At 62.1% G+C, this 26,029-nt stretch carries 25 protein-coding genes, 1 tRNA gene and 1 pseudogene; 15 read left to right on the plus strand and 12 right to left on the minus strand.

Annotated elements, in window-relative coordinates:
• Positions 1 to 26: 26 nt before the first annotated feature.
• Positions 27 to 542, minus strand: coding sequence for a thermonuclease family protein (locus AB7813_RS19840; RefSeq protein WP_441228297.1), 516 nt, complete (start codon positions 540 to 542; stop codon positions 27 to 29).
• 111 nt (positions 543 to 653) lie between these two features.
• Positions 654 to 884: a DUF1674 domain-containing protein gene (locus tag AB7813_RS19845; protein WP_441228298.1), complete on the minus strand. Its 231-nt coding sequence runs from the start codon at positions 882 to 884 to the stop codon at positions 654 to 656.
• A 195-nt stretch (positions 885 to 1,079) separates the two neighbouring features.
• Here AB7813_RS19845 and AB7813_RS19850 point away from each other — a divergent pair, with 195 nt between their 5' ends.
• The 3 genes from AB7813_RS19850 to purH all read left to right on the plus strand — a co-directional run bounded on the left by AB7813_RS19850 (position 1,080) and on the right by purH (position 5,988).
• Positions 1,080 to 2,420: a transcription antitermination factor NusB gene (locus AB7813_RS19850; RefSeq protein WP_120287647.1), complete on the plus strand. Its 1,341-nt coding sequence runs from the start codon at positions 1,080 to 1,082 to the stop codon at positions 2,418 to 2,420.
• A 183-nt stretch (positions 2,421 to 2,603) separates the two neighbouring features.
• Positions 2,604 to 4,295, plus strand: a complete 1,692-nt coding sequence (locus AB7813_RS19855) for a heparinase II/III family protein (protein ID WP_441228299.1) — start codon at positions 2,604 to 2,606, stop codon at positions 4,293 to 4,295.
• A 100-nt stretch (positions 4,296 to 4,395) separates the two neighbouring features.
• Positions 4,396 to 5,988 carry a bifunctional phosphoribosylaminoimidazolecarboxamide formyltransferase/IMP cyclohydrolase gene (gene purH, locus AB7813_RS19860; RefSeq protein WP_441228300.1) on the plus strand — a complete coding sequence of 531 codons (1,593 nt, stop codon included), beginning with the start codon at positions 4,396 to 4,398 and terminating at the stop codon, positions 5,986 to 5,988.
• 12 nt (positions 5,989 to 6,000) lie between these two features.
• Here the strand turns inward: purH and AB7813_RS19865 are convergent, their stop codons facing one another.
• Positions 6,001 to 7,392 (minus strand): MFS transporter, encoded by a 1,392-nt coding sequence (locus tag AB7813_RS19865; protein ID WP_441228301.1) that lies wholly within the window; start codon positions 7,390 to 7,392, stop codon positions 6,001 to 6,003.
• 106 nt (positions 7,393 to 7,498) lie between these two features.
• Between AB7813_RS19865 and ggt the strand changes: the two genes are divergently transcribed.
• From ggt to AB7813_RS19880, 3 genes are all read left to right on the plus strand, one after another.
• Positions 7,499 to 9,244 (plus strand): gamma-glutamyltransferase, encoded by a 1,746-nt coding sequence (ggt, locus tag AB7813_RS19870; protein WP_441228302.1) that lies wholly within the window; start codon positions 7,499 to 7,501, stop codon positions 9,242 to 9,244.
• A gap of 81 nt (positions 9,245 to 9,325) precedes the next feature.
• Positions 9,326 to 10,630: an MFS transporter gene (locus AB7813_RS19875; protein WP_089263183.1), complete on the plus strand. Its 1,305-nt coding sequence runs from the start codon at positions 9,326 to 9,328 to the stop codon at positions 10,628 to 10,630.
• A complete protein-coding gene (locus AB7813_RS19880; RefSeq protein ID WP_441228303.1) occupies positions 10,617 to 11,516 on the plus strand; it encodes an amidohydrolase family protein in 900 nt (299 codons plus the stop codon). The genes AB7813_RS19875 and AB7813_RS19880 overlap by 14 nt, the downstream gene beginning before the upstream one ends.
• On the opposite strand, the gene AB7813_RS19885 is transcribed toward AB7813_RS19880, so the two are convergent.
• Positions 11,513 to 12,178: a glutathione S-transferase family protein gene (locus AB7813_RS19885; protein WP_439065406.1), complete on the minus strand. Its 666-nt coding sequence runs from the start codon at positions 12,176 to 12,178 to the stop codon at positions 11,513 to 11,515. The two genes, AB7813_RS19880 and AB7813_RS19885, sit on opposite strands and share 4 nt — an antisense overlap.
• A gap of 109 nt (positions 12,179 to 12,287) precedes the next feature.
• Between AB7813_RS19885 and AB7813_RS19890 the strand changes: the two genes are divergently transcribed.
• From AB7813_RS19890 to panE, 5 genes and pseudogenes are all read left to right on the plus strand, one after another.
• Positions 12,288 to 12,893: a DUF2239 family protein gene (locus tag AB7813_RS19890; protein ID WP_441228304.1), complete on the plus strand. Its 606-nt coding sequence runs from the start codon at positions 12,288 to 12,290 to the stop codon at positions 12,891 to 12,893.
• Between the two features lie 106 nt (positions 12,894 to 12,999).
• A pseudogene (locus tag AB7813_RS19895) lies at positions 13,000 to 14,345 on the plus strand (MATE family efflux transporter).
• A 103-nt stretch (positions 14,346 to 14,448) separates the two neighbouring features.
• Positions 14,449 to 15,063, plus strand: a complete 615-nt coding sequence (locus AB7813_RS19900; protein WP_439065409.1) for a 2-hydroxychromene-2-carboxylate isomerase — start codon at positions 14,449 to 14,451, stop codon at positions 15,061 to 15,063.
• 13 nt (positions 15,064 to 15,076) lie between these two features.
• Entirely contained in the window at positions 15,077 to 15,814 is a 738-nt protein-coding gene (locus tag AB7813_RS19905) for an SDR family oxidoreductase (protein WP_120287656.1), read from the plus strand.
• 152 nt (positions 15,815 to 15,966) lie between these two features.
• Complete coding sequence (gene panE, locus AB7813_RS19910; protein ID WP_184512487.1) at positions 15,967 to 16,890, plus strand: 2-dehydropantoate 2-reductase; 924 nt, start codon at positions 15,967 to 15,969, stop codon at positions 16,888 to 16,890.
• A 55-nt stretch (positions 16,891 to 16,945) separates the two neighbouring features.
• Here the strand turns inward: panE and AB7813_RS19915 are convergent, their stop codons facing one another.
• The 4 genes from AB7813_RS19915 to AB7813_RS19930 all read right to left on the minus strand — a co-directional run bounded on the left by AB7813_RS19915 (position 16,946) and on the right by AB7813_RS19930 (position 19,823).
• A complete protein-coding gene (locus tag AB7813_RS19915) occupies positions 16,946 to 17,536 on the minus strand; it encodes a c-type cytochrome (protein WP_175369328.1) in 591 nt (196 codons plus the stop codon).
• A gap of 76 nt (positions 17,537 to 17,612) precedes the next feature.
• Entirely contained in the window at positions 17,613 to 18,881 is a 1,269-nt protein-coding gene (locus tag AB7813_RS19920; RefSeq protein ID WP_120287658.1) for a PQQ-dependent sugar dehydrogenase, read from the minus strand.
• A gap of 257 nt (positions 18,882 to 19,138) precedes the next feature.
• On the minus strand, positions 19,139 to 19,588 hold the full coding sequence (locus AB7813_RS19925; protein WP_170849625.1) for a hypothetical protein: 450 nt from the start codon (positions 19,586 to 19,588) through the stop codon (positions 19,139 to 19,141).
• Between the two features lie 160 nt (positions 19,589 to 19,748).
• Positions 19,749 to 19,823: transfer RNA gene (locus AB7813_RS19930), tRNA-Gly, on the minus strand.
• A 298-nt stretch (positions 19,824 to 20,121) separates the two neighbouring features.
• Between AB7813_RS19930 and trxA the strand changes: the two genes are divergently transcribed.
• Genes trxA through AB7813_RS19945 form a run of 3 tightly spaced genes read left to right on the plus strand, consistent with a single transcriptional unit; the run spans position 20,122 to position 22,013 of the window.
• A complete protein-coding gene (gene trxA / locus AB7813_RS19935) occupies positions 20,122 to 21,060 on the plus strand; it encodes a thioredoxin (RefSeq protein ID WP_439065410.1) in 939 nt (312 codons plus the stop codon).
• A gap of 30 nt (positions 21,061 to 21,090) precedes the next feature.
• A complete protein-coding gene (locus AB7813_RS19940; protein WP_089263165.1) occupies positions 21,091 to 21,765 on the plus strand; it encodes an LON peptidase substrate-binding domain-containing protein in 675 nt (224 codons plus the stop codon).
• Positions 21,766 to 21,812: 47 nt separating this feature from the next.
• Complete coding sequence (locus AB7813_RS19945) at positions 21,813 to 22,013, plus strand: Trm112 family protein (protein ID WP_068730204.1); 201 nt, start codon at positions 21,813 to 21,815, stop codon at positions 22,011 to 22,013.
• Between the two features lie 17 nt (positions 22,014 to 22,030).
• Here AB7813_RS19945 and AB7813_RS19950 read toward each other — a convergent pair whose 3' ends face one another.
• Genes AB7813_RS19950 through gstA form a run of 3 tightly spaced genes read right to left on the minus strand, consistent with a single transcriptional unit; the run spans position 22,031 to position 23,689 of the window.
• Complete coding sequence (locus AB7813_RS19950; RefSeq protein WP_441228305.1) at positions 22,031 to 22,360, minus strand: DMT family transporter; 330 nt, start codon at positions 22,358 to 22,360, stop codon at positions 22,031 to 22,033.
• A gap of 7 nt (positions 22,361 to 22,367) precedes the next feature.
• The gene (locus tag AB7813_RS19955) at positions 22,368 to 23,066 is read right to left on the minus strand and encodes a glutathione S-transferase family protein (RefSeq protein ID WP_439065412.1); all 699 of its coding nucleotides are present in this window, start codon (positions 23,064 to 23,066) and stop codon (positions 22,368 to 22,370) included.
• Complete coding sequence (gene gstA, locus AB7813_RS19960; RefSeq protein ID WP_439065413.1) at positions 23,063 to 23,689, minus strand: glutathione transferase GstA; 627 nt, start codon at positions 23,687 to 23,689, stop codon at positions 23,063 to 23,065. Before gstA ends, AB7813_RS19955 begins: the two co-directional genes overlap by 4 nt.
• 102 nt (positions 23,690 to 23,791) lie before the next feature.
• On the opposite strand from gstA, the gene AB7813_RS19965 reads away from it, so the two are divergent.
• Entirely contained in the window at positions 23,792 to 24,769 is a 978-nt protein-coding gene (locus AB7813_RS19965; RefSeq protein ID WP_244628357.1) for a LysR family transcriptional regulator, read from the plus strand.
• A gap of 8 nt (positions 24,770 to 24,777) precedes the next feature.
• Here AB7813_RS19965 and AB7813_RS19970 read toward each other — a convergent pair whose 3' ends face one another.
• Positions 24,778 to 25,998, minus strand: coding sequence for a ubiquinone biosynthesis hydroxylase (locus tag AB7813_RS19970; RefSeq protein WP_089263155.1), 1,221 nt, complete (start codon positions 25,996 to 25,998; stop codon positions 24,778 to 24,780).
• Positions 25,999 to 26,029: the final 31 nt, after the last annotated feature.

A 26,029-nucleotide genomic window follows, 5' to 3' on the forward strand; every position in this document is an offset into this window, starting at 1 on the left:
ATGCGCGGCTTTTTGTTTTGCTGATCTCATCGGCTATCGCACCAGCCGCTACGATGACCGCCACCATACGGGCGCGCGTGCCCTGCGTTGAGCATTGCTGCAGACACGTTGGGCGTTTGCCTGGTCGCGACATCGGCGACCACGCGGCCGGGATATTTGTCAGGTCCGATATTGTAGATCGTGAGACTTCCCTCGCGGAGCAACTTGGTCAGTGCAGCCGTCGCGGTTTCTGCTTTCTGAATCTCGCGCGCGCATTGCCCCTTCAGCTCCGGCGCATCGATGCCACGCAAACGAATGCGCACGCTGACGTCTTCACCCGACCCAAGATGCACGCGCGCGCCAAAAGTATCGCCGTCGATGGCATAGCGCATCTCGATCGAGTAGCGCGCCTCAGCATTGCCGGCGCGCCTGACGATCGCCTCGGAATCGCGGGCCGCCTCGGTCTGATCCGCGCCGGGCAGGAACGGCAGCCAACGCTTCACCGGCAGCATGGTGCCGGCGGCCAGGCCAAGCACGAATACCCACGGCATCGCCGCGGACATGCGGGATCGCCACGGCGACGCACGGTGAATGCGCGATGCTGGGGTCATCGTCCTGCGATAATGTGAGTCGAAACAACCAGCCAGAAGAATCTGGCTCAGTGATCCGAAGAGTTAGAAGTCGGACGCAATGCCCTTACGCTCCCAGTCGCCAAAGCGCGTGGGCTCCGGGCCTTCAGGTCCCTGGAACTCTTTCGCTTTCGCCGCAGTATGTGCTGCTGCAGCTGCAGCCCGACGTTCTTCTGCCTCGGCCAGCGCGCGCTGCGCGGCGGGCGTCAAAACTTTCTTCGGTACCGGCTCAGGCTCCGGCAAAGACGTTGCGGACTCGGAAGGAATGTCGTTCATCTCAGGTTTCCTGCTGAACCGGCAAGGGCGGCACGCGTTACATAAATCAATGTCGAACAGTTGCCGTTCGACTGTGAGCATATAAGGGCGATTCTTACATTTGGCATATTCGCATGCGACAGAATCGCTCCCATCCAGTGGCCGCATGCTGAGCCTGCCCGCGCCATTGCCCGCCCTCCGTCGTGATGTTTTCGCATGTCGCAAGTAAGATACGCACCGCCAACCGAGGTCCCCGGCCTCGCCGCGCGACGGATTGCGGCGGATATTCTCGACGGCGTATTGCACAAGCATCGGACCCTCGACGACCAGCTCGAAGGCGCCGCGGCCCATCCCGGCCTGAAAACGCTATCCGACCGCGACCGCGCGCTGATGCGACGTCTGGTTGCGACGATCCTACGCCGGCTCGGTACGCTCGGGCATATTCTCTCCCGCCTGCTCGACCGCGGTGTCCCCACCGATGCCCCGCGTGCGCAGAGCGCGCTCCTGATCGGTGCTGCCCAGATCCTCTGGATGGATGTGCCGGATCACGCCGCCGTCGACCTCTCGGTCCGCATGGTGCAATCCGACCGTAAGGCCGCGAAATATGCAGGGCTGGTCAATGCCGTGTTGCGACGCTGCGCCCGTGAAGGCCAGCCGCTGATCGACGAAGTTGCCGCCCAGACTCTCGACATCCCGCCCTGGCTGATGGCGCGCTGGACGGCCCATTACGGCGGGACGGCAGCCAAGGAAATGGCCGTGGCGCTGAGCCATGAGCCGTCACTCGATCTCACCGTCAAATCCGAAGCCGATGCCTGGGCCACGCGCCTGCACGGCGAAGTGCTTCCAACCGGTTCCGTCCGAACCCTGCTGCAGGGCTCGGTGACCATGTTGCCCGGTTTCGATGACGGCCAGTGGTGGGTGCAGGATGCCGCGGCGGCACTGCCGGCACGACTGTTCGGCGACCTCAAGGGCAAACGCATCGTCGATCTCTGCGCCGCGCCGGGCGGCAAGACTGCGCAATTGGTCCAGGGCGGCGCACAGGTCACTGCTATCGACCGCTCGCCGAACCGTGTGGCGCGGCTGCGCGAAAATCTGGCGCGGCTGTCGCTCGAGGCCGAAACCGTCGTCGTCGACGGCACCGAATATCCCGGCGAGGGTTTTGACGGCGTGTTGCTGGATGCGCCCTGCTCCTCTACCGGCACGATCCGGCGGCACCCCGATGTCGCCTGGCTGAAGCAGGACTCCGACATCGTCATGCTGACCGCGCTGCAACGGCGCCTGCTGCAGAAGGCCGCCTCCATCCTGAAGCCCGGCGGAACCCTGGTCTATTGCACCTGTTCGCTGGAGCCAGAAGAAGGCGAACAAGCCATCGCCGACCTGCTGGCCAAGGATTCCAGCATGCGCCGCGCCCCGGCCGACGCCAGTGAAGTTGCCGGCCTGGCCGAGATCGTCACCCCCGAGGGCGATCTGCGCACTCTGCCGAGCCATCTGCCCCATGCCGACCCCCGGCTTGGCGGGCTCGACGGCTTCTATGCGGCGCGACTCATTAAATCCTGATATTCACAGAGTAATCTCCCGATTCGCGAGGCTTCCACAGGGGGCTTCCTTGTACTGTGTGCGGATCGCGTTTCCGGCTAAAAGGATTCGCAACAACCCTTTCTCTTCCAGTTCAAGGCGCGCGTGGTCGCACATCGCAGACGTATCTCGGGGCTGATCCTCGGCCGCTTCGCGCGGAGCGCGATGTCACGCGCGTCTGGCGGATCGGCAGCGCTGGCCCGGCTCTGGCCCGGACGCACCGATCGCCTGATCATCGCTCCGCATGACCTGCGCACCACCGACGCCACCCGCGCCGCCGAAATCTATGCCGGGCGCTTCGTCTTCGCCGGCAAGATCGTCACCTGCCACGGTCGCTCGATCTTCGATCTGGAGCCGCCATCGGAAGACTGGGAAGTCTCGCTGCTCGGCTTTGGCTGGCTGAGGCATCTGCGCGCCGCCGACACTGCCATCACCCGCGCCAATGCGCGCTCGCTGATCGACGACTGGATGTCGAATACGTCGCGCAAGCGCCCGGTCGGACGCCGCGCCGACGTCATCGCTCGCCGTGTGATCTCGCTGCTATCGCAGGCACCGCTGGTACTCGGCGATACCGACGGCAAATTCTATCGCCGCTATCTGCGCTCGCTCAGCCGCGAGATTCGCTCGCTACGCTACGCACTGTCGCATGCACCCGACGGCGTACCGAAGCTGCAGGTGGTCATTGCTCTGTGCTACGCATCGCTGTGCCTCGCCAATCAAGCGCGCCACATCCGTACCGCCACACGCAAACTCTCCGACGAAATGCAGCGCCAGATCCTGCCCGATGGCGGACATATCTCGCGCAACCCCGGCGCGCTGATCGAATTGCTGATCGATCTGCTGCCGCTGCGGCAGACTTTTGCCGCCCGTAACATCGCGCCACCGCCGGCGCTACTGAATGCGATCGATCGCATGATGCCGATGCTGCGATTCTTCCGTCATGGCGACGGCTCGTTCGCACTGTTCAACGGTATGAGCAATGCGCCATCGCATCTGCTGGCAACGCTGCTGGCCTATGACGACACGCATGGCGTGCCGATGGCGCATATGCCGCATACCGGCTTCCAGCGTCTCGAAGCCGGCCAGATGACCGTGATCATCGATACCGGCCCGCCGCCGCCTCCGAGCGTCAGTCATGACGCGCATGCCGGCACGTTGTCGTTCGAACTGTCGTCCGGCCCGAGCCGCATCGTCATCAATTGCGGCATGCCGTCGACCGGGCGCGACAACTGGCGCGCTTTCGCGCGCGGCACGCCCGCGCATTCGACGATGACCTATCACAACACCTCGTCGTGCCAGTTCGTCGAACGCAGCGCGATGAAGAAGTTTCTGCAGGGCGCCCCGATCGTCAACGGCCCGCATGTGGTGGAGAGCTATCGCGAGATCACCTCGAACGGCACCATCCTGACCACCGCGCATGACGGCTATCACCCACGCTTCGGTGTCACGCATCGGCGCGTGCTGATGATCTCCGAGGACGGGTCGAAACTTGAGGGCGAGGACATCGTTGCGGCCGCGCCCGGCGCGCGGCTCAAAGGCAGCAATACCGACTACGCCCTGCGCTTCCACCTGCATCCCTCGGTGAAAGCCAGCCGGCTCAGCGACGCCCGCGGCGTCATGCTGGTATTGCCGAACCGCGACGTCTGGACCTTCGAGGCACTCGACGACAAGGTCGAACTTGAGGACAGCGTGTTTCTGGCGGGCAATGACGGACCGCGCCGGACGGCCCAGATCGTGATCCACCAGAACGCCCAGCAGACCTCCAGCATCCGCTGGAGTTTTGCCCGCTCGGCCTCCTCGCCGTCGCAGACCACGGCCCGCCGCAACGCCCGCCGCGAGCCGGAATTGCCGTTGTAAATCAGGCCTTCACGACGAAATTGCTGGCATGCAAGCCCTTGCAGTTTCTTGCACCGCGAAACCATGCTACGCGGCGTCCTTCTCCCACGGGATACGCATCATGACCGACCATCCGCGCAAGGTTACTCGCGCTCTATTGTCCGTTTCCGATAAGTCCGGGCTGATCGAATTCGCGCGGGCGCTGTCCGCTCACGGCATCGACCTCGTTTCCACCGGCGGTACCGCCAAGGCGATCGCTGCGGCGGGCCTGAAGGTCTCGGACGTGTCCGACCTCACCGGCTTCCCGGAAATGATGGATGGCCGGGTCAAGACGCTGCATCCAAAGGTCCATGGCGGCCTGCTCGCGATCCGCGACAATGCCGAACACGCCAAGGCGATGAAGGATCACGGAATTTCGCAGATCGATCTGCTCGTCGTGAACCTCTACCCGTTCGAGGAGACCGTCGCGAAGAACGCCTCCTATGAGGATTGTATCGAGAATATCGACATCGGCGGTCCGGCAATGATCCGCGCAGCCTCCAAGAACCATGACGACGTCACCGTCGTCGTCGAGCCCTCCGATTATCAGTCGGTGCTCGATGAACTCGCGACCAACAAGGGCGCGACCACGCTGACGCTGCGCCGTCGTCTGGCAGCCAAGGCCTATGCGCGCACCGCAGCTTATGATGCTGCGATCTCGAACTGGTTCGCGGATCAGTTGAAGATCACCGCACCGGATTTCCGTGCCGTCGGCGGCAAACTGGTCGAAGCGCTGCGTTACGGCGAGAACCCGCACCAGACCGCTGCATTCTATCGCACACCCGAACTCCGCCCCGGCGTATCCTCGGCGCGGCAGGTACAGGGCAAGCAACTGTCCTACAACAATATCAACGACACCGATGCGGCCTATGAATGCATCGCCGAGTTCGATCCGAAGCGCACCGCGGCCTGTGTCATCGTCAAGCACGCCAATCCCTGCGGCGTCGCCGAAGGCAGCAGCCTGGTTGAGGCCTATCGCAAGGCACTGGCCTGCGATTCCACCTCGGCGTTCGGCGGCATCGTTGCGCTGAACAAGACGCTCGATGCAGACACCGCGCGCGTCATCACCGAGATCTTCACCGAGGTCATCGTGGCACCTGACGCCACCGAGGAAGCCATCGCCATCGTCGCCGCGAAGAAGACCTTGCGCCTGCTCTTGGCCGGCGGATTGCCGGATCCGCGCGCGCCGGGCTTCACGGCCAAGACCGTGGCTGGCGGCATGCTGATCCAGAGCCGCGACAATGCTGTTGTCGACGACATGTTGCTGAAGGCCGTGACTAAGCGTCAGCCGACCGACGCCGAACTGCGCGATCTCAAATTCGCGTTTCGCGTAGCCAAGCACATCAAGTCGAATACCATCGTCTATGCCAAGGACCTCGCCACTGTCGGTATCGGCGCCGGCCAGATGAGCCGCATCGATTCCGCACGCATCGCCGCCCGTAAGGCGCAAGATGCGGCCGCTGAGATGAAGCTCGCACAGCCGATGACCAAGGGATCGGTGGTCGCGTCAGACGCATTCTTCCCGTTCGCGGACGGCTTGCTCGTTGCCATCGAGGCCGGAGCCACTGCGGTGATCCAGCCCGGCGGTTCGGTGCGCGACGATGAAGTGATCAAGGCGGCGGATGACGCCGGAATCGCCATGGTGTTCACCGGCGTCCGCCACTTCAAGCACTGAGACTTTCGAGGCTCAAGCTTCCCGCACCCGCGCGAGCAGACCGAGGCCACCGACAAAGAACAGCACCAGCACCGCCATGCCAGCCTTCTGGCTGGCGGTGACCGCGGTGACGAGGCCGATCAGCAACGGCCCCATAAAGGACGTCACCTTTCCGGTCAGCGCGAACAGACCGAAGAACTGCGCGATGCGATCTTGCGGTGCCAACCGGATCAACAGCGTGCGCGATGCCGCCTGCAGCGGACCGCCCGCCATGCCGATCAGGCAACCCAGCGCGAGATAGGCCTTCTCCGCAGGCGCCGCGAACAGGCCGCCACCCGGCACCGGCGGCGCGACCTTGATGAAGAAGATGGTTTCGCGATCAATCAGCAGGATCGCAATGATCGAGGTCAGCAGCAGCAGGATGCTGCCAGTGATCACACGCTTCGGTCCGAACGCATCGTCGAGCTTGCCGCCGACGAAGGCGCCGAACGTTCCGGCGATGGCCAGGATGATACCGAACGTGCCGATCTGAATCGTATTCCAACCGAACGTGCCGGCCGCATAGATGCCACCGAAAGCAAACAGCGACACCAGCCCGTCCGTGTAGATCATGTTGGCAATCAGGAATGCCATCATCGAGCGATGCTTCGGCAGATCACTTAGCGTGTGCCTGAGATCGGTCAGACCTGCACGCACGGCGTGATCGGGCGAAACCTTTGCAGGAAAATCCGGCGTCAGCAGAAACATCGGCAGCACGAAGACGACGAACCACAGGCCCGACAGCGGCGCCGAAATGCGATCGCCCTGGAACGTCGCGGGGTCGAGACCGAGGATCGGGACCAGGCCGAAAAGCGTGCGCCCGGTGGTGGGGTTCGCGGCCATGAAGCCGAGCACGATGATCAGGCTGAGAATGCCGCCGACATAGCCGAGCGCCCAGCCCGAACCGGACAGGCGGCCGATTTTATCCGGCGGCACCAACGTCGGCATCATCGCATTGTTGAACACGGTGGCAAATTCCACGCCGATGGTCGCCAAGCCATAGGCAATCAGCAGCGGCAGGATGATAGCGGGATCGCCGGGCTTGCCGATCCACATGATGCAGGCGCCGATCACGAAGATCGCACCGAAGCTTGCGATCCAAGGCTTGCGGCGGCCGCTCGCGTCGGCAATCGCGCCAAGCATCGGCGATGCCAGCGCGATGACCAACCCGGCCGCAGCGGTGGCGAAGCCCCACAGCGATTGCCCGGTGGCGGCGTCGGATGCCACGCGCGTGGCGAAATAGGGCGCGAAAACGAAGGTTGTGATGAGACTGAAGTAAGGCTGGGCCGCCCAGTCGAAAAACATCCAGCTGATCACCGCAGAGCGCGGTGGATAGGTCTTTGGCGCCGCTGTCACAGAGGCTGATGAAGCGGCGGCGACCGCCATGCGTGGTATCCCCCGCGAATCACAGAGTGTTGTCTCGTACGTTTCACAAGCCATATAGCATTCGAGACGGCGATGCGATCATGTCCGCTGTCAGCCGGAGTGATCGATGGTACCGTTTGCTTTCCTGCGTTGTACGTGCGTCGCAGCACTCGCATTTATACTCGTCGTCCCGGCATCGACAAACGCGCAGCAGGCGCGTGACCTCTATACCCCCGCACCGTCAGGCACGCTCAAACCCATCGCGGCCAAGCATGGCATGGTCGTCGCCCAGGAGAAGATCTCCGCCAAGGTCGGTGCGGATGTCATGGCGCGCAGTGGCAATGCGATCGATGCGGCTGTTGCGAGCGGTTTCGCCATGGCTGTCACCTATCCCCGCGCCGGTAATATCGGCGGCGGCGGTTTCATGGTGATCCACACAGCCTCCGGCGAAGACGTCACCATCGACTATCGCGAGACCGCGCCGGCCGCGGCCACCCGCACCATGTTTCTCGGCAGCGACGGCAAACCGGACACCGCGAAATCCCGCGATTCCGCTTTGGGCATCGGCATCCCCGGCACGGTCGCAGGGCTGGCGCTGGCGCTGGAAAAATATGGCTCGGGCAAGTTCACGCTGTCGGATCTGTTACAGCCCGCGATTGCGCTGGCCCGCGACGGCTTCATCCTGACTGACGATGGCGCAGATACGCTGCCGGATTGGCACAGACGCCTGGCGCGCTGGCCCGCGACGAAGAAGATCTTTTCGCGTGACGACGGCACCTCGCTGCGCGAGGGCGACCGGTTGATCCAGACAGACCTCGCAACAACGCTCACGGCGATTGCCGCGCAGGGACCCCGCGGCTTCTATGAAGGCCCCGTCGCCGAGAAGCTGGTCAGCAGCATCAATGCGGCAGGCGGCATTTTCACGGCAGACGACCTCAAGATCTATCAGCCCGTGGTTCGCACGCCGGTCCGCGGCAGCTATCGCGGCTACGACATCATCTCAATGCCGCTGCCGTCATCCGGCGGAACGGTGCTGCTGGAGACACTGAATATTCTCGAAGGCTTTCCGCTGGGCGAGATGCGGCAGGCCTCCGCACCGTCGCTGCATCTGCTGGTCGAAGCCATGAAGCGTGCTTATGCGGATCGCGCGCGCTATCTGGGCGATCCCGCTTTTGTCAACGCGCCGATCACGACGCTGACTTCGAAGGACTACGCTACCGGGCAGCGCGCCTCGATCGATCCCAACAAGGCAACGCCGTGGACCGATGCCCTCTCGGCCGTACCGCCGCGCGAAGGACAGAATACGACCCACTATTCGGTGGTCGACAGCGCCGGCAATGCGGTGAGCAACACTTACACGCTGAACTTCAGTTATGGTGTTGGCCTGATCGCCGACGGCACCGGCGTATTGCTCAACAACGAGCTCGATGACTTTACCGCCGCACCTGGCGCGTCCAATGCCTATGGACTTGTCGGCTTCGAAGCCAACCTGCCCGGTCCCGGCAAGCGCCCGTTGTCATCGATGTCACCTACCATCGTGCTGAAGGACGGCAAGCCGGTACTCGTCACCGGTTCGCCCGGCGGCAGCCGCATCATCTCGACGGTGCTGCAGGTGATCGTCAATGTGATCGACTACAGGATGAACATTATGTCGGCCGTGGCCGCGCCGCGCCTGCATCACCAGTGGCTGCCCGATGAAGTCCGCATCGAACGCGGCTTTAGCGAAGAGACTCTCAACGCACTGCGTGCCATGGGCCACAAGGTGGTCGAGCCGATGGGCCAGACTTCGGCCAATTCTATTCTGGTGACGCCAGACGGCTTGCTTGGTGCCCCTGATCCGCGTACGCGTGGCGCTGAGGCATCTGGGTACTGACGTCCAATGACATATCCGGTGCCCCCAGGGGCGCGCGGGTGAGCGCCCCCCGAACCAAGATGACAAACGGGGGAAATAACCATGAGCGGCAACCGACCAACCGATCCCGGCGCCATTGAGCGCGCGGAAATCGAAGACACCAGCCTTCTGGCCTTCTATCGCGATATGAATCCACCGGAGCGCCGCACGTTCTGGGCCTGCGCCACAGGCTGGGCACTCGATGGCATGGATTTCATGATCTATCCGCTGGTGATCGGCACCATCATCGTGATGTGGAAGGTCGATCCCGGTACTGCCGGCCTCGCTGGCACCGTGACACTTCTTGCCTCCGCGATCGGTGGCTGGCTCGGCGGCTATCTTGCCGACCGGATCGGCCGCGTCCGCACGCTGCAGCTAACGATCCTGTGGTTCTCGTTCTTCTCGCTGATCTGTGCCTTCGTGCAGAATTTCGATCAGCTGCTGGTGGCGCGTGCACTGCTCGGCATTGGCTTTGGCGGTGAATGGGCCGCAGGCGCTGTGCTGATGGGCGAGGCCATCCGCCCGCAATATCGCGGCCGCGCAGTCGGTTCTGTACAGTCCGGCTGGGCGATCGGCTGGGGCCTCGCCGTGCTCTCCCAAGCGGTTTTGTTCTCATGGCTTCCACCAGAGACGGCGTGGCGCTGGATGTTCGCCATCGGCGCACTGCCGGCTTTGCTGGTGCTGTATCTGCGCCGCTACGTCGAAGAACCGGTCATCGCCGCGGAGACCCGCGCCAAGCAGAACGCCAGCGGCGATCGGCCCAAGCTCAGCGAAATCTTTGCCGGCCCGATGCTGAAGACCACGATCCTTGCGTCGCTCGCTGCGACCGGTTGCCAGGGTGGCTATTACGCCATCACCTTCTGGGTGCCGCGCTTCCTCACCACCGAGCGCAAGCTGTCGATCGTCTCATCGACCGGCTATCTCTCGGCGCTGATCGTCGGCTCCTTCATCGGCTATCTCGTCGGCGCCTGGCTCGCCGACCGCATCGGTCGCCGCAACCTGTTCCTGACCTTCTCGCTCGGCGCCATCGCAGTCATCCTGATCTACACACAGGTGACGCTCACCAACGAAGTGCTGTGGATCCTCGGCTTCCCGCTCGGCTTCTTTGCGTCGGGCTACTTCTCCGGCATGGGCGCGTTCCTCACGGAGCTCTATCCAACACGTCTGCGCGGATCGGGCCAGGGCTTCTGCTACAATTTCGGCCGTGGCATCGGCGCTCTGTTCCCGTTCCTGGTCGGCGCTCTGTCCAACACCACCAGCCTCGGCAATGCCATCGCGATCTTCGCAGTGCTGGCTTACGGCCTGTTCTTCCTCGCAGCCTATGCGTTGCCCGAAACCCGCGGACGTATTCTCTATGCAGACGCCTGATTCATCCCCCAGCGAACCCCGGGCTTGCCCGGGGCCGCAACCGAGCCAGCGCAGCGCGACACGGTTCACCGTGCGGCGTGGTGCGGTTGATACGCATGCCCATGTGATCGGTCTGCCGCCGGACTATCCGTTCGTCGCCGGGCGGAGTTACACGCCGCCGGAGGCCACGGCGGCATCTTATCTATCGATGCTCGATGCGACCGGCATGACTTACGGCGTGCTAACGCAAGTCAGCGTGCATGGCACCGACAACCGCCTGCTGGTGAACGCGCTCACCGCCAATCGCCAGCGGTTGCGTGGCATCGCGGTGATCGGGCTGGATTGCCCCGAGAAGGAGAAGGTGGCGCTGAAAGAAGCCGGCGTCGTCGGCCTTCGGCTCAACGTGCTTTATGGCGGCGGGATGGGTTTCGCGCAGCTTGAGGACTACGCGTCGCTCTGCCGCGAGATGGGCTGGCATCTGCAATTCCTGATCGATGCCAAGGATATTCCGGCTCTCGCCTCACGCTTTGCGAAACTGCCGGTGCCATTCCTCGTTGACCACATGGGACACTTCCCGACCTCACGCGGCATCAACGATCCGGGCTTCGACGCTCTGGTCGGCCTCGTGCGCGACGGCGCATGGGTTCGACTGTCCGGCGCGTATCGCACCAGCATTCAGGGTGGGCCGCCCTATAGCGATACGATTCCCTTCGCCCAGAAGCTGGTCGCCGCCAATCCCGACCGTTGCGTCTGGGGCTCCGACTGGCCGCATGTGGCGAACTGGGATGTGATGATGGGCGTAAGCGATCTGCTCGACCTGCTTGCAGAGTGGGTGCCGGATGAGACGATGCGCAATCGTATCCTCACGAACAATCCGCAGAAGCTGTTCGGCTTCCCCGCGGTCTAGCGTCCCACCGAATACGGCCCGCCCTTCTCCAGCGCGCGCTGATAGGCGGGCCGCGCGTGGATCTTCGCGAGCCACGCCATCGCCTTGGGATGTCCTTGCTCCAGCCCGGCGCGCGCGGAGGCCGCTTCGAGTGGGAAGCTCATCTGGATATCGGCGGCGGTGAACTCGCTGCCCGCGAACCATTCGCTCTTCGACAGTTCGCCTTCCCAGAACGCCATGTGCTGTTTGAGTTGCGGATCGACCAGCGTGTTCAGCGCTTTCGCGGCGATGGCATTGACCACCGGGCGCATCAGCAGCGGCGCGCGCTTCGGCAGCATCAGGAAGATCAGCTTCAACAGCAGCGGCGGCATCGCCGACCCCTCGGCGTAGTGCAGCCAATAGGTGAAGCGCAGGCGCTCCGGTGTGTTGTCAGGCGGAATCAGCCGGCCGTTGCCGTAGGTTTTGACGAGATATTCGACGATCGCGCCGGACTCGGCGATCGTGTTGCCGTTGTCGGTAATGACCGGCGACTTGCCGAGCGGATGAATCGCCCGCAGCTCCGGCGGAGCCAGCATGTTGGGCTGCCGGTTGTATCTGATGATCTCATAGGGAGTGCCGAGCTCTTCGAGCAGCCACAGCACGCGCTGGGAGCGCGAGTTATTCAGGTGATGGACAGTGAGCATGGCGATCCTTTGCGAGCTGGCGCACTTAATTATCGCCCGGGTAATATTGACAGATATATTATCCGGGTATAATTAGCATCGATCTTGATGATGAGACGGGCTTATTCCCATGACTGAAATGAGTGTTCCTCCGTTTAGCGCCTTTGCCGGTCCGAAGCTGCTGGCTTCTGGGCCATTGGCCGAGGTCGCGATCGCGATCAAGATCGCGACCGGCGCAATCGCCGATCCGATCGTCATTGTCGACAACGCCACCGGCAAGTCACTCGATATCGATTTGCGCGGCAGCCATCGCGAGGTCGTCGCCCGCCTGCCCCAGCTATCCGCGGTCGAGCCCCACGTCGAGGCGTCGACCGAGCCCCGTGGCCGTGGCCGGCCGAAGCTTGGCGTTGTCGCCCGCGAGGTAACGCTGTTGCCGCGCCATTGGGAGTGGCTTAGCGCACAGCCGGGCGGTGCCTCAGTCGCGCTACGCAAGCTGGTAGAAAATGCCCGCCGCGCGAGTGGCGACAGGGATCGTCAACGCGCCGCGCGCGATGCGGCCTATCACTTCATGTCGACCATGGCCGGAGATCGGCCGGGCTTTGAGGAAGCGTCGCGCGCGCTGTTTGCCGGCGATCAACGGCGCTTCACCGAACTCATCGCGAACTGGCCAGTCGATATCCGCGATCACATCGTAATACTCGCATTTCGTGATCAGGCCGCCGCCCCACCGGCCTGATCACCCGGCCCCATCGACCACCACAACACCGTGCGCATCAACGCGCGCTAACGGACCGTTATGTCTTCGTGCCAACCGAGAACCCGCTATGTCTGAGCCTTTGCCGATGACACCGCGTCCTTTGTGGAGGACGTTTCTCACCTTCCTTGCACCGATGATGCTGAGCAATATTCTGCAATCGCTGTTCGGCACCATCAACAGCATCTATGTCGGCCAGATGATCGGCGTCGATGCGCTCGCGGCGGCATCGGTGTTCTTTCCGGTAATGTTCTTCTTCATCTCCTTCGTCGTGGGGTTGGGAGCGGGCGCGTCGGTGCTGATTGGCCAGGCCTGGGGCGCGGGCGAGCGCCACAAGGTAAAGGCGGTGGCCGGCACGACCCTCGCTGTCGCCCTTCTGCTAGCGGTCATCATCGCAGTGTTCGGCGCCCTATTGAGCCGACCAATGATGGTTGCGCTTGCGACACCGGCGGATATTCTCGACCAGGCCAGCGCCTATGCCCGGATCATGATGCTGGCGATGCCGGCGACCTTCATCTTCATTCTGATGACATCGATGATGCGCGGCGTCGGCGACACCGTGACGCCGCTATGGGCGCTGGCACTGTCCACATTCATAGGCCTCACCGTCACACCGGCGCTGATCCAGGGCTGGTTCGGCCTGCCGCGACTTGGCGTGGCCAGCGCTGCCTGCGCCGCGGCCGCGTCGAGCGCGTTCACGCTGCTCTGGCTCGCCATGTACCTGCGCCGCAAGAAACACGCGCTCGCGCCCGACGCGGAGTTCCTGCGCAGAATACGGCTTGACCCCGCGCTGCTGCGCAAGGTGTTGCGGATCGGTATCCCTTCCGCGATCGGCATGGCCGTAATGTCGGTCGCCGAACTTGTGCTGCTCGGCCTCGTCAACGGCTTCGGCTCCAACGCGACCGCCGCTTATGGCGCGGTCAACCAGATTTTGAGCTATGTACAGTTTCCCGCCATTTCGATCTCGATTACGGCCTCGATCTTCGGCGCGCAGGCCATCGGCCGCGGCCAGGCCGACCAGCTCGGCGCCATCGTCCGCACCGGATTGCTGATGAACCTCGTCCTGACCGGCGGACTGGTGGCGATCGCCTACCTGTTCTCCCGCACCCTCATGAGCTTTTTCATCGTCGATCCGGCGGTCCTCGAACTCGCACAGCGGTCGCTTCACATTGTACTGTGGAGTTCGATCCTGTTCGGCATGGCCACAACATTCTCCGGAATTTGCGTGCCAGCGGAACGGTATTTGCACCATTGGCGCTTCTGGTTTTCGCCATCGTTGCCATCGAGGTGCCCTCGGCCGTCATCCTCAGCCGCACTATCGGTCTCGATGGCGTCTGGGCCGCCTACCCCATCACCTTCTGCGCCATGTTTGTTCTGCAGATGAGCTATTACATGCTGGTGTGGCGCAAACGGACCGTACAGCGTCTGATCTGACACTGTGCGCCGTCAAGCCATAGCATTACGGTCATCATAAAAGATGTGGACGCATCGCACGTGCTGCGCCACACTGCACCCAATAAAAATTCGGGAGACCGCCTTGACCAAGACGTCGCCACAATTCCTGTTCGATTTCGGCAGCCCCAACGCCTATCTCAGCCATCTGGCGATCCCGGCGATCGAAGCGCGCACCGGCGTGACATTCGAATACGTCCCGGTCCTGCTGGGGGGCATCTTCAAGGCGACCAATAATCGCTCGCCGGCGGAGACCTATGCCGGCGTCAAGAACAAACGTGAATTTCATCAAATCGAGACCGAGCGGTTCGTGAAGCGCTTCAGCGTCAAGCCCTACACGATGAATCCGTTCTTCCCGGTCAACACGCTGAACCTGATGCGCGTCGCCATCGCGGCACAGTTTGACGGCGTGTTCGAGAAATACGTCGACGCCGCGTTCCATCATATGTGGGGCGAGCCAAAGAAGATGGATGACCCCGAAGTGGCCATAAAAGCACTCACCGACTCCGGTCTCGATGGCGCAAGATTGTTCGCACGCGGACAGGAGCCGGAGGTGAAGGCGGTACTGGTGGCCAATACACAGACCGCTGTCGAGCGCGGCGCGTTCGGCTCACCGACCTTCTTCGTCGGCGATGAGATGTTCTTCGGCAAGGAGCAGTTGCGCGAGGTCGAGGAATTGATTACCGGCGCCGGCAAATAGCGGAGAGCACATCATGCAGAAGCGCAACGCGACTGTCGCGGTCATCGGCGCCGGTGATTTTATCGGCTCGGAGATCGCCAAGAAATTCGCCGCCGAAGGTTTCACGGTGTTCGCTGGGCGCCGTAACGGCGACAAGCTGGCGCCTTTGGTGGCAGAGATCGAGGCTATGGGCGGCACGATCGTGGCGCGCTCGCTCGATGCCCGCAAGGAAGACGAGATCGCCGCCTTCCTCAATGACGCCGATGCGCACGCGCCATTGGAGGTCTGCATCTTCAATGTCGGCGCCAACGTCAATTTCCCAATTTTGGAGACAACCGAGCGGGTGTTTCGCAAGGTCTGGGAGATGGCCTGCTATTCCGGTTTCCTGGCCGGGCGCGAAGCTGCACGGCTGATGATGCCGCGCGGCCAGGGCAACATCTTCTTCACAGGCGCCACCGCGAGCTTGCGTGGCGGCAGTGGTTTTGCCGCTTTTGCATCGGCCAAATTCGGGTTGCGTGCAGTAGCTCAGGCGATGGCCCGCGAGCTCGGCCCGAAAAACATCCATGTTGCCCATTTGATTATCGACAGCGGCGTCGACACCGCCTGGGTGCGCGAACGCCGCGAGCAGATGTGGGGCAAGGAGGCGCTCAACAATCCCGATTTGTTGATGCCGCCTGCGTCGGTCGCCCAGTCATACTGGCAGCTCTATCAGCAGCCGCGTAGCGCCTGGACGTTTGAACTGGAGATTCGCCCGTTCGGGGAGAAGTGGTAGCGAGCACCTTCTCGCAGCCGTCATTGCAGGTAGCTCTTGCGACGAAGCAATCCAGCCCTGCATCGACAAGGAACTGGATTGCTTCGCTTCGCTCGCAATGACGGGCTACTGTTTGACAGCTTCACGTTCCAATCCAACATGGACTCATCCCAATGCGTATTCTCGTGGTCGGCGCCGGTGCCATCGGCGGCTATTTCGGCGGCAGGCTGTTACAGGCCGGCAATGACATCACTTTCCTGGTTCGCCCGAAGCGCGCCGGTGAGCTGGCAAGCGCCGGCCTTGTCATCAAGAGCCCGCACGGCGACGTGACCCTGAAGAATCCGCCGACGGTGCAGGCAGATGCGATCAAGGAGAAATTCGATGTCGTGCTGCTGAGCTGCAAGGCCTTCGACCTCGACGACGCCATCGCGTCCTTTGCACCCGCGGTTGGGCCGAACACGGCGATCATTCCGCTGCTCAACGGCATGAAGCATCTCGACGTACTGGAGAAGAAGTTCGGCGCCGAGAACGTCATGGGCGGCCAATGCCAGATCGCAGCGACGCTCAACGAGGCGCGCGAGGTCGTCCAGATGGCGCCAATGCAGGTGCTCAGCTTCGGCGAACGCAAGGGCGGCAGTTCAGATCGCGTGAAGGCGATCGCTGCGATCATGGCGACCGGCAACTTTGGAGGCGCGGCCTCCGAGAATATCATGCAGGATATGTGGGAGAAGTGGGTGTTCCTGGCGACGATTGCCGGCTCGACCAGCGCGATGCGCGGCGCTGTCGGTGACATCGTCGCGGCACCTGGCGGCCGAGACTTCATCCTCGGCGTGCGGGATGAGATGAGTGGCGTCGCCAAGGCCAACGGCTTCGCACCGCGGGCAGCCTTCCTCGAACGCACCGAGGGCATGCTGACAGCAGAAGGTTCGAAGATGACCGCCTCGATGTATCGCGACATCCTCAACAAGGCGCAGATCGAGGCCGACCAGATCGTCGGCGATGTCATCGCCCGCGCCGATGCCGCCAAGGTTGCCGTGCCGCGACTGCGGATGATCTATACGCATCTCAAGGCGTATGAGCATCAGCGGGTAGCGTAAGCATCGCAACGTAGCCCGGATCAGGCCAATCGCAATCCGGGCTACGGATTTCCCCTCATAGATGCGCCAGATAATGCGCCAGCGCAGTGATCTCTTCTTCACTGAGCGAATAGGCAACCTCAGCCATCGCTGCCATGCCCCCACCGGCGCGGACGCCGGACTTGTAATCGCGCAGCGCCTTGACGAGATAGTCCTCGCGCTGTCCGGCGATACGCGACACCGCCTTCGTGCCACCATAACTTTCCGTGTGACATGACGCGCAGCGACGGCCGACCGCCGCTTGCGCGCCCTTGGCCGACAGATCCGGATTGTCATCGGGCTTTTTGCCCTCCGGCGGCTTCAGCGAAGCGAAATAGGCGCCGAGATTACGGATGTCGTTGTTGTCGATCTGCTCCAAGATCGGCTGCATCTGTTCGTTCTTGCGGGTGCCTGAACGAAAGAACACCAGCTGCCACTGGATAAACAGATCCGGCTGTGCGGCGAGCGAAGGGATGTTCTCCATTTGCGAGATGCCGTTTTCGCCGTGACAGCCGCTGCAGAGCTCGGCTTTCTCCTTGCCCGCGGCGATATCGGCGGCATCAGCCGGACTGGACCCAGAACCAAGAACTAGAAAGACAAGAACAGCTGCGATTGCAGAACGATGCATGAGCCACATTCCCATTCCAGAATACATGAGGCTGGAGCTGCGGATGACGCAACTCCAGCCTCACGCAATTCGCGACTTACTTCGCGTAGCTGATGCGATAGATTGCGCCTGCCCAATCGTCGGCAATCAGCAGCGATCCATCCTTGGCCAGAACAATATCGGCAGGACGGCCGAGATAACCCTGGTCACCCTCGATCCAGCCGGAGGCGAAGATCTCCTGCTTGGCGTTCTTGCCATCCGGCCCGGCGATCACACGCTTGATACGTGCGCCCTGATACTTGTGCCGGTTCCACGAGCCATGCTCCGCAATGAAGATGTTGTTCTTGTATTCGGCAGGAAACATGCTGCCGGTATAGAACTTCATCCCCAACGGAGCGACATGGGCGCCGAGATTCAACACCGGCGGCGTGAATTCCGAACACTTGTGACCCATGGCGAATTTCGGATCCGGCATGTTGCCTTGATGGCAATGCGGATAGCCGAAATGCTCGCCAAGCTTCGAGATCATGTTGAGTTTGTCGCTCGGCATATCGTCGCTGATCCAGTCGCGCGCATTTTCGGTGAACCAGTATTTGCCGGTGCGGGGATCGACGTCGCCGCCCACCGAGTTGCGCACGCCCAGCGCAACGATTTCGGCATTGCCGGTCTTGGGATCGACACGGCGGATCTGCGAGAGGCTGGTCGGCGGAATGCCGATGTTGAAGGGAGGTCCGAACGGAACGTAGAACCAGCCGTCCTTGTCCGGCGCGAGATACTTCCAGCCATGTGCCGCGAATGACGGCATGTCGTCGTAGACCACCTTGCCGTCACCGAGCTTGTCGATATTTGCCTCGGCATTCTCGTATTTGATCAGCTTGTTGATATCGATCACATAGAGCGCACCGTCCTGGAAGGCGATGCCCGTCGGCATCTTCATGCCCTTGATGACGGTCTTGACCTCTTTCTTGCCGCCCTTGTCGGTGATCGCATAGACGTTGCCGAGGCCGAACGAGCCGACAAAGAGCGTGCCTTTATCGCCCCAGGCCATCTGCCGCGCCGCCAGCACGCCGGATGCATAGACCTCGATCTTGAATCCCGGCGGCAGCTTGATCTTCTTCATCATGGCTGCGAGTTCGGCATCGGACGCACCGGTCGGCGGGCCCGACGGCGGCGCCAGCCCCTTCTGTGCCTCGGTCTCGTCACCGAGGAACCAGTCGTCCGGCGGATTGGTCCAGAATTCCTTGGTATCGGATTTGTAGCTCTTGAGCTTCTGCTGTGCGCTCGCTTGATTGAGCGAGGCCATGCCGATCGCCGTAGCGAGGATGGCGGCGCACGCAACAACGGATCGACCAGTCATCGATTTCATCGCGTCACTCCCTGTGCAGCTTGTTGCGGCTGCTATGTCTTATTGAACGTTCGAGACGAACTTTATTGGTCTGTGATTTTCTCAGACAGTGAGATGCTAGCACAAATGTCGCAGGTGAAAAGCGCAACTAACGCTCGCGCAAATGAAAGACGTCGCCATCACGACGACATCTTGAAAAAAATTTTGAAAGTTAGTTCCAGTAGCCTGATGCAATTGGTGCATCGCACCGCATCATCGCGCGATCACTGCTACGTTTTTTAAAGGCTGCCCTTGGTGAGATAGCGCCAGGCCACAGCCAGCAAAATCAACCCGATGAAGATCAACGCGACCGGCAGCTTCTTCTTTTCGCGCGGGGGCGGTGGCGTGTTGGGCTTGATCCGGCGAAAGGGCGTGACATTGTTATTGTTGTCGTCGGGCATTGGTCTTGATCTCGAAGCCGTCTTGATGATGGGCGCGATGCCGGTGCCGCCCATGCGGGAATAATAGCTGCGGTAGACAGTCTGGATGGTGGCTTCGGCCGCGGCTGGCTCGGATTGTTTGCCACGCGCCAGCAGCGCGAGATAGCCCGCATAGAATGTCTGGGCTTCCTGCGGCAGCGCGTCGAGGCTTTTCAGCTTCGCCATCATCACCCAGGTCGCAAAATCCGCCCGCGCCTCGTCATTGGCACGCTTGGCAATTTCCAGGTTGGAATCAGTGGTCGACGGCATCGTCAGTCTCGTACCCGCTTCGCCCGTGGATTGTCTGCCCAACGCCCGATGATTTCAAGCGATGCGGGGCGGATCTACGTGCCTGCGGATCACAAACGACAAGGCCGCCGGACGGCGGCCTGTGATCGATAAAACTGATGCCAAAAAACCAGGAAAATTCTGGAGCGGGCGAAGGGATTCGAACCCTCGACCCCGACCTTGGCAAGGTCGTGCTCTACCACTGAGCTACACCCGCATCCGAGAAGACAGGCGGCGATTGCTCGCCGCCGACGCGCAGACCTATGCCAAATGCCGGTGGCGAATGCAACAGTTAGACTGCAACTCGGATCGCGGCGAGTTAATCGCGATTTATGGCCCTTTGAGCCCGATTCGGCCCGGAAAACGGTTCAAAACAGTCAAATGTCGCTTCTCGGGTCGAATCGACCCCTGCCGGACCTATTTCACCGGATTGCAAATTACTGTCACGGACGCCATTTAATCGCTCAGGCCATGCTAGAAGCAGCCAAATTTTTCAGACATCGAGCGAGGTTCACGTGACCATCATGGATCAGGGCGGCGCACAGACGCCGCAGGCAGGTTCGACGCCGCAGGCAGCAACCGCTCTCATCAAGGACACGACCACCCGCACCTTCGTGCAGGACGTCATCGAGGAATCCAAGCGCCAGCCGGTCCTGATCGACTTCTGGGCGCCTTGGTGTGGTCCATGCCGCCAGCTGACTCCTGTCATCGAAAAAGCCGTGACCGCCGCCAAGGGCAAGGTGAAGCTGGTCAAGATGAACATCGACGAGAATCCGGAGATTCCCGGCCAGATGGGCATCCAGTCGATCCCCGCCGTGATCGCCTTCGTCAACGGCCAGCCGGCCGATGGCTTCATGGGTGCGGTTCCGGAGAGTCAGGTCAATGCGTTCATAGACAAGCTGACAGCCGGCATGCCCGGCGCCGAGCCCACGGCAGCAGAACTGCTTCAGGAAGCCGAAGCGATTCTGGCTGAAGGCGATCCGGCCACCGCCGCTTCGATCTATGGCGAGGTGATTGCCGCCGATGCCGGCAATATCGCCGCCATTGCTGGCCTTGCCCGCTGTTACGTCGAGACCGGCGCCATCGAGCAGGCCAAGCAGACCCTTGAGCTCGTCCCGGTCGCGAAGCGTGAGGACGCTGCGGTCAAGGCCGTGCAGGCCAAGATCGATCTGGTCGAACAGGCCAGTGCGCTCGGTCCGGTCACCGAACTGGAACAGAAGGTCGCCGCGAATCCGCTCGACCATCAGGCCCGCTTCGACCTTGCGATCGCGCTCAATGGCGCCAATCAGCGCAGTGAGGCCACGGGTCACCTGCTTGAAATCGTCAAGCGTGATCGCAAATGGGATGACGACGGCGCCCGCAAGCAATTGATCCAGTTCTTCGACGCTTGGGGACCAACGGATGAGGCCACCGTTGACGGCCGCAGGCGGTTATCGACTATCCTGTTCTCGTAATTCTTCTCGTGTGACGAATCGGAACCGGACATGCCCATCAATGCCGACTATCGCGGGCCTGCCGAACTTCCCGAGGTGATCCCGGTCTTTCCGTTGCCGGGCGCGCTGCTCCTGCCGCGTGGCCAGATGCCGCTGAACATTTTCGAACAGCGTTATCTGGCGATGATCGACGATTCGCTTCGCGACGGGCACCGGCTGATTGGCATGATCCAGCCCGATGCGGCGCATTCGCCGGATGAGGCCAAGCCGGCACTGTTCAAAGTCGGCTGTGTCGGGCGCATCACCCAGCTCGCCGAATCCGGTGACGGCCGCTACATCCTCGAACTGACCGGCGTTTCCCGTTTCGAAGTGGTGCGGGAACTCTCGGTGCTGACGGCGTACCGGCAGTGCAAGGTCGACTACTTCCCCTTCATCGACGATTTCACCGCACGCAAGGGCGAAGACGATGTCGACCGGGCCGCGCTGCTCGCGGTGCTCACCGACTTCCTCAAGGCCAACAACCTGAAAGTGGATTGGGAAGGCATCGACAAGGCGCCCAACGAGGCCCTGGTGAACGCGCTGGCGATGATGTCGCCCTATGGTCCGCCCGAGAAACAGGCGATGCTCGAAGCGCCCGATCTCAAGACCCGCGCCGAGATCCTGATCGCTGTCACTGAAATGGATCTGGCCAAGAAGCGCACCAGCGGCGACCCACCGCTGCAGTAATTCTGATAAATAACCATGATCAACGACCGCATCACCGGAGCGCACTCATGACCACACCGCCAATCGAGCGCGCCGAAAGCACCGTCGACGCCAAGCTGCTCGAGATTCTGGTGTGCCCGCTGACCAAGGGCCAACTCGAATTCGATGCCGCCCGCCAGGAGCTGATCTCGCGCCAGGCCAAGCTTGCTTATCCGATCCGCGATGGCATTCCGATCATGCTCCCGGAAGAAGCGCGGAAGATCGACTGAATTTCTGATGTGGCGGCTCATGCCGGCGCAAATCTCAAGGCGACGATTCCCGCGACGATGAGGGCGACCCCGCCGCCGCGCAGCAGACTCATCGATTCGCCAAACAGCACGCTTCCGAACAGGACCGTCCCGGCTGCGCCGATCCCGACCCATACCGCGTAGGCGGACCCCACCGGCAAAACCTCCAGAACCCGGCCGAGCAGATAGACGAACGCGGCGAGGAAAATCAGCGACAGGATGGTCCAGCCCGGTCGGGTGTAACCCGTGGCATATTTCATCGAAATCGCCCACCCCACATCCAGAAGCCCGGCCACGATCAGTAGCAGCCATGCGACGCCCTGGCTCATGGCTGCCTCATGCTGCGATCTTGAGAAGATGTGCGTCGCGCTCAGCGAGGAATGCACGCAACCGGTCGGCGTAGTCGGCCGTGACAGCGTTCGCTACACTCGGACGCCTGCGTAACGCTGCGCGCCATGCCCGAACCTTGGGTATTTGGGCGAAGACTTCCGTGTCAGCGATGGTATCGAACACATCGAAATAGCGGAAGATTGGCGCGTAAACCGCATCGACCATACTGAAGTGCTGCCCCGCGAAAAACGGCGCTGCGGTTAGCACCTTCTCGATGCGACCGAATTTGCCGGCCAACATCTTCCGCTTCGCTTCATAGCTGTTCGCTTCGGTGGCCGTCTCAAATCCCCACAGATCCGCGAGGATCGACGAGCCGAACTCGATCCAGCCACGGTGCCCGGCTCGTTCGAGCGGATCGGAAGGGTGAAGCTGCACGCCTGTCTGCGTCTCTTCGATGTATTCGCAGATCACCGCACTTTCGAAGAGCACGGCAGTGTCGTTGCCGTCGCGTCGCACAAGCAGAAGCGGAACCTTGCCCAGCGGGGAGATCGCGTAAAACCAGTCCGGCTTGTGCGCGAGATCGATATAGCGCCGCTCGAAACAGACACCCTTTTCGGCAAGCACGATGGCCGCTCGCTGCACGTAAGGGCAGAGATGATGGCTGACCAGCGTCAGTGCTGGTGCGTCTGGTTGATCCACGGTCATGCGCTCACCTTTATTCTCTCGGCGCGCATGGTCTGCTGCACGGCGGGTCGCGCTTCGACGCGAGCCATGAAGTCGCGCAGACACGGAAAGTTGGACAGATCCACCTTTGCTAAGTTGGACCACCCAACGATCGTGAACAGATAGGCGTCGGCCACCGTGAAGCCTTCTCCGAGCAGGAACGGCCTGCCCGCTGCCAGATGGCGCTCGACCGACGCCAGCCGCTCTGCGATCTTTACGCGTGCAACATCTGCCGCCTGTGCGCCATATTCGGGGTGAAACAGCCACGGGCTGAACATCTTGTGGAGTTCGGTGGCAATGAAATTGAGCCAGGATTGCAGCTCGACACGCTGCGGTGTGCCGGCAGGCGGCGCCAACCTGCTCTCGGGTTTGAGGTCCGCAAGGTATTGAACGATCGCGGTGCCCTCGGTCAGCACTGTGCCGTCATCGAGCGCCAGCGCTGGCACATAGCCATTCGGGTTCACCGCCGAATAGTCGCTGCCCGCCTCGGTGACGTGGGGCGACTTCCGGATATCCACCCGCACGATTTCAAGCGGGATACCCGCCTCGTTCGCAACAATGTGCGGCGAGAGCGAACAGGTACCGGTGGCGTAATAGAGTTTCATGGTTGGATCTTTCGTTGCATCCGTCGTGGGGCCGCTATCGCACCAGCAAGGTAGCGCCCGCGAAAACGCAAGTCCCATTGGCATTTCGCCAGCGACGCTTGCGTGACTGCAAGCAGCCACACTGCTATCTTCGTCGGCATGGATGATTGGAACGAACTTCGGCTGGCGCTCGCCATCCAACGCGCGGGCGGTCTGACAGCGGCGGCAATAGCACTCGGCGTGGATCACTCCACGGCCTTCCGCCGCCTGAAAGCGTTGGAGGACAAGGTTGGCGTGCGCCTATTCGAACGACTTCCAGGCGGCGTCTACCAAGCGACGGAGGCCGGTGCGCGGATGGCTGCCGGCGCGGAGCGCATGGAGGACGAGGCGCTGGCGCTTGATCGCGATATATCCGGTCGCGATCATCGTTTGTCCGGCCGCCTGACGGTCACGTCGTCCGAAACGCTGGCCTATAGCCGGCTGACGCCGCTTCTCGCCGCGTTCCAGCAGACTCACCCTGGCATTGTCGTGGAGCTGGTGATCGACAACCGCGTGCTGAGTCTTTCGCGCCGCGAAGCCGACATCGCATTGCGCCCTATCCGTCCGAAAGAAGGCGATCTTTGGGGACGCAGACTGTCGGCCATCGCATGGGCACTGTACGCCGCCCCTGCCTATCTCGAGGCAATTGGCGGCCCGTTATCGAATCCATCCGAGATCGATCGCCATTCCCTGATCGGCTGGGAGGAGACAACATCAGGCATCGGGGCTGCCGACTGGCTGTCACGCGCCGCGCCATCGAACGCCTTCGTCTATCGGACAAACAGTCTGGTCAATCAGCTCGTCGCAGCGAAAGCCGGCATCGGGCTCGCGCTGATGCCGTGCTATCTCGCAGATCACGACGCCGGGGTGGCAAGAGCACTATCTGAGCCCCTCAAGGAACTCGAGGGTGAACTCTGGATCGTGACTCATGCAGATTTGAAGAATACGGCGCGCGTCAGGGCCTTCTTCGATCTCGTCGGCGAAGGATTGATCCGCGAGCGCCCGCTGTTCGAAGGCGAGAAGAAGCAGAAATCTTCCACGTTGAGCGGCGTGACCGCATGACGTGCTGACTACAGTGCCTCGCCCTTCAAAAGCCGCGGCACTTCCCCCGACAATCCCGCAGCCTGCTTGATGAAAGCGCCTTTCAGCGGCGGCAGCCGATCGACGATGCCGAGACCGATGTCGCGGATGCTGCGCACGAATGGCAGATCGTTCGAGAACAGGACGTTCAGCACATTGGTCGCGACACCCATCGTCATGGTGTCGAAGCGGCGCCAGCGCTGGTAGCGCTCAAGCACATCGCTCTGGCCGAAATCCATGCCGAGTCGTGCAGCATCGACGATGGTCTCTGCCAATGCCGCGACGTCCTTGAGACCCATATTGAGTCCCTGCCCCGCGATCGGATGGATCACATGTGCGGCGTCGCCGATCAGCGCCAACCGTTCGCCGATGAAGGAGCGCGCGACGAAGTAGCCGAGCGGAAAGGCCCGCGGCTTGTCGAGCGCTTTGACCTCGCCGAGGTGCAGGCCGAACCGCTGCTCGAGCTCGGCATGGAATTCATCATCTGGCAAAGCGACGATGCGCGCGGCTTCCGCGCGCTTCTCGGTCCACACCAGCGACGAACGCTTGCCAGTCAAAGGCAGAATTGCAAACGGCCCGGCGGGCAGGAAGTGTTCTTCGGCACGTCCGTCATGATCGCGCTCATGGCCGACAGTGACGACGATACCGGACTGGTCATAATCCCAGCCATGGGTCGCGATGCCCGCACGCTCGCGCAGCTTCGAGCGCGCGCCATCGGCAGCGACAAGAAGAGCTGCCTCGATCACGCTGCCATCCCCGAGCGTGACGCTGACACCGTCGGCCCGTGAATCGAATGTCGTCACCGCGGTCGCACGCAGGTCGACGCCCGCCGCTTCGGCGCGGATCACGAGTTCGTCGATCAGCCGGCGATTTTCGACCATATGTGCGAACGGCTCGCCCGGCTCCACATGGCCGCCGAAGGTCAGGAAGGTCGGACGGGTGGCGTCTTCCAGCTTGGAATCGGTGACGACCATGTCGAGAATCGGCTGGCTTTCGGCAGCCACAGCATCCCAGACACCGAGAGCATCAAACAGCCGCCGACAGGCAGCAACGATGGCCGTGGCGCGCGGATCGCGGCTCGGCCGGTTCGCCAGCGCGGGATCGGCGACAATGATCGGCAGATCGGGGCCAAGCCCCTGCCGCAACGCCAAAGCCAGCGCCAGTCCGGCAAACGCTCCGCCGCCGATGACAATGCCTCGTTGTGCCGCCATGATATCCGTTCTCGCTGTTGCCACGCGCTTA

It is taken from the genome of Tardiphaga sp. 20_F10_N6_6, assembly GCF_052076045.1.
In the GTDB taxonomy this organism is placed as follows: domain Bacteria; phylum Pseudomonadota; class Alphaproteobacteria; order Rhizobiales; family Xanthobacteraceae; genus Tardiphaga; species Tardiphaga robiniae.

Bases quoted from the DNA above. Each gene is read 5' to 3' on its own strand.
- AB7813_RS19840 (WP_441228297.1), bottom strand. From the start codon at position 542: ATGTCCGCGGCGATGCCGTGGGTATTCGTGCTTGGCCTGGCCGCCGGC.
- gstA (WP_439065413.1), bottom strand. From the start codon at position 23,689: ATGAAACTCTATTACGCCACCGGTACCTGTTCGCTCTCGCCGCACATT.
- AB7813_RS19925 (WP_170849625.1), bottom strand. From the start codon at position 19,588: ATGCCGTCGACCACTGATTCCAACCTGGAAATTGCCAAGCGTGCCAAT.
- AB7813_RS19875 (WP_089263183.1), top strand. From the start codon at position 9,326: ATGAGCGGCAACCGACCAACCGATCCCGGCGCCATTGAGCGCGCGGAA.
- AB7813_RS19950 (WP_441228305.1), bottom strand. From the start codon at position 22,360: ATGAGCCAGGGCGTCGCATGGCTGCTACTGATCGTGGCCGGGCTTCTG.
- AB7813_RS19885 (WP_439065406.1), bottom strand. From the start codon at position 12,178: ATGCTCACTGTCCATCACCTGAATAACTCGCGCTCCCAGCGCGTGCTG.
- AB7813_RS19890 (WP_441228304.1), top strand. From the start codon at position 12,288: ATGACTGAAATGAGTGTTCCTCCGTTTAGCGCCTTTGCCGGTCCGAAG.
- AB7813_RS19945 (WP_068730204.1), top strand. From the start codon at position 21,813: ATGACCACACCGCCAATCGAGCGCGCCGAAAGCACCGTCGACGCCAAG.
- panE (WP_184512487.1), top strand. From the start codon at position 15,967: ATGCGTATTCTCGTGGTCGGCGCCGGTGCCATCGGCGGCTATTTCGGC.
- ggt (WP_441228302.1), top strand. From the start codon at position 7,499: ATGGTACCGTTTGCTTTCCTGCGTTGTACGTGCGTCGCAGCACTCGCA.
- AB7813_RS19880 (WP_441228303.1), top strand. From the start codon at position 10,617: ATGCAGACGCCTGATTCATCCCCCAGCGAACCCCGGGCTTGCCCGGGG.
- AB7813_RS19915 (WP_175369328.1), bottom strand. From the start codon at position 17,536: ATGCATCGTTCTGCAATCGCAGCTGTTCTTGTCTTTCTAGTTCTTGGT.
- AB7813_RS19850 (WP_120287647.1), top strand. From the start codon at position 1,080: ATGTCGCAAGTAAGATACGCACCGCCAACCGAGGTCCCCGGCCTCGCC.
- purH (WP_441228300.1), top strand. From the start codon at position 4,396: ATGACCGACCATCCGCGCAAGGTTACTCGCGCTCTATTGTCCGTTTCC.
- AB7813_RS19955 (WP_439065412.1), bottom strand. From the start codon at position 23,066: ATGACCGTGGATCAACCAGACGCACCAGCACTGACGCTGGTCAGCCAT.
- AB7813_RS19940 (WP_089263165.1), top strand. From the start codon at position 21,091: ATGCCCATCAATGCCGACTATCGCGGGCCTGCCGAACTTCCCGAGGTG.
- AB7813_RS19905 (WP_120287656.1), top strand. From the start codon at position 15,077: ATGCAGAAGCGCAACGCGACTGTCGCGGTCATCGGCGCCGGTGATTTT.
- AB7813_RS19920 (WP_120287658.1), bottom strand. From the start codon at position 18,881: ATGAAATCGATGACTGGTCGATCCGTTGTTGCGTGCGCCGCCATCCTC.
- AB7813_RS19970 (WP_089263155.1), bottom strand. From the start codon at position 25,998: ATGGCGGCACAACGAGGCATTGTCATCGGCGGCGGAGCGTTTGCCGGA.
- AB7813_RS19855 (WP_441228299.1), top strand. From the start codon at position 2,604: ATGTCACGCGCGTCTGGCGGATCGGCAGCGCTGGCCCGGCTCTGGCCC.
- AB7813_RS19865 (WP_441228301.1), bottom strand. From the start codon at position 7,392: ATGGCGGTCGCCGCCGCTTCATCAGCCTCTGTGACAGCGGCGCCAAAG.
- AB7813_RS19845 (WP_441228298.1), bottom strand. From the start codon at position 884: ATGAACGACATTCCTTCCGAGTCCGCAACGTCTTTGCCGGAGCCTGAG.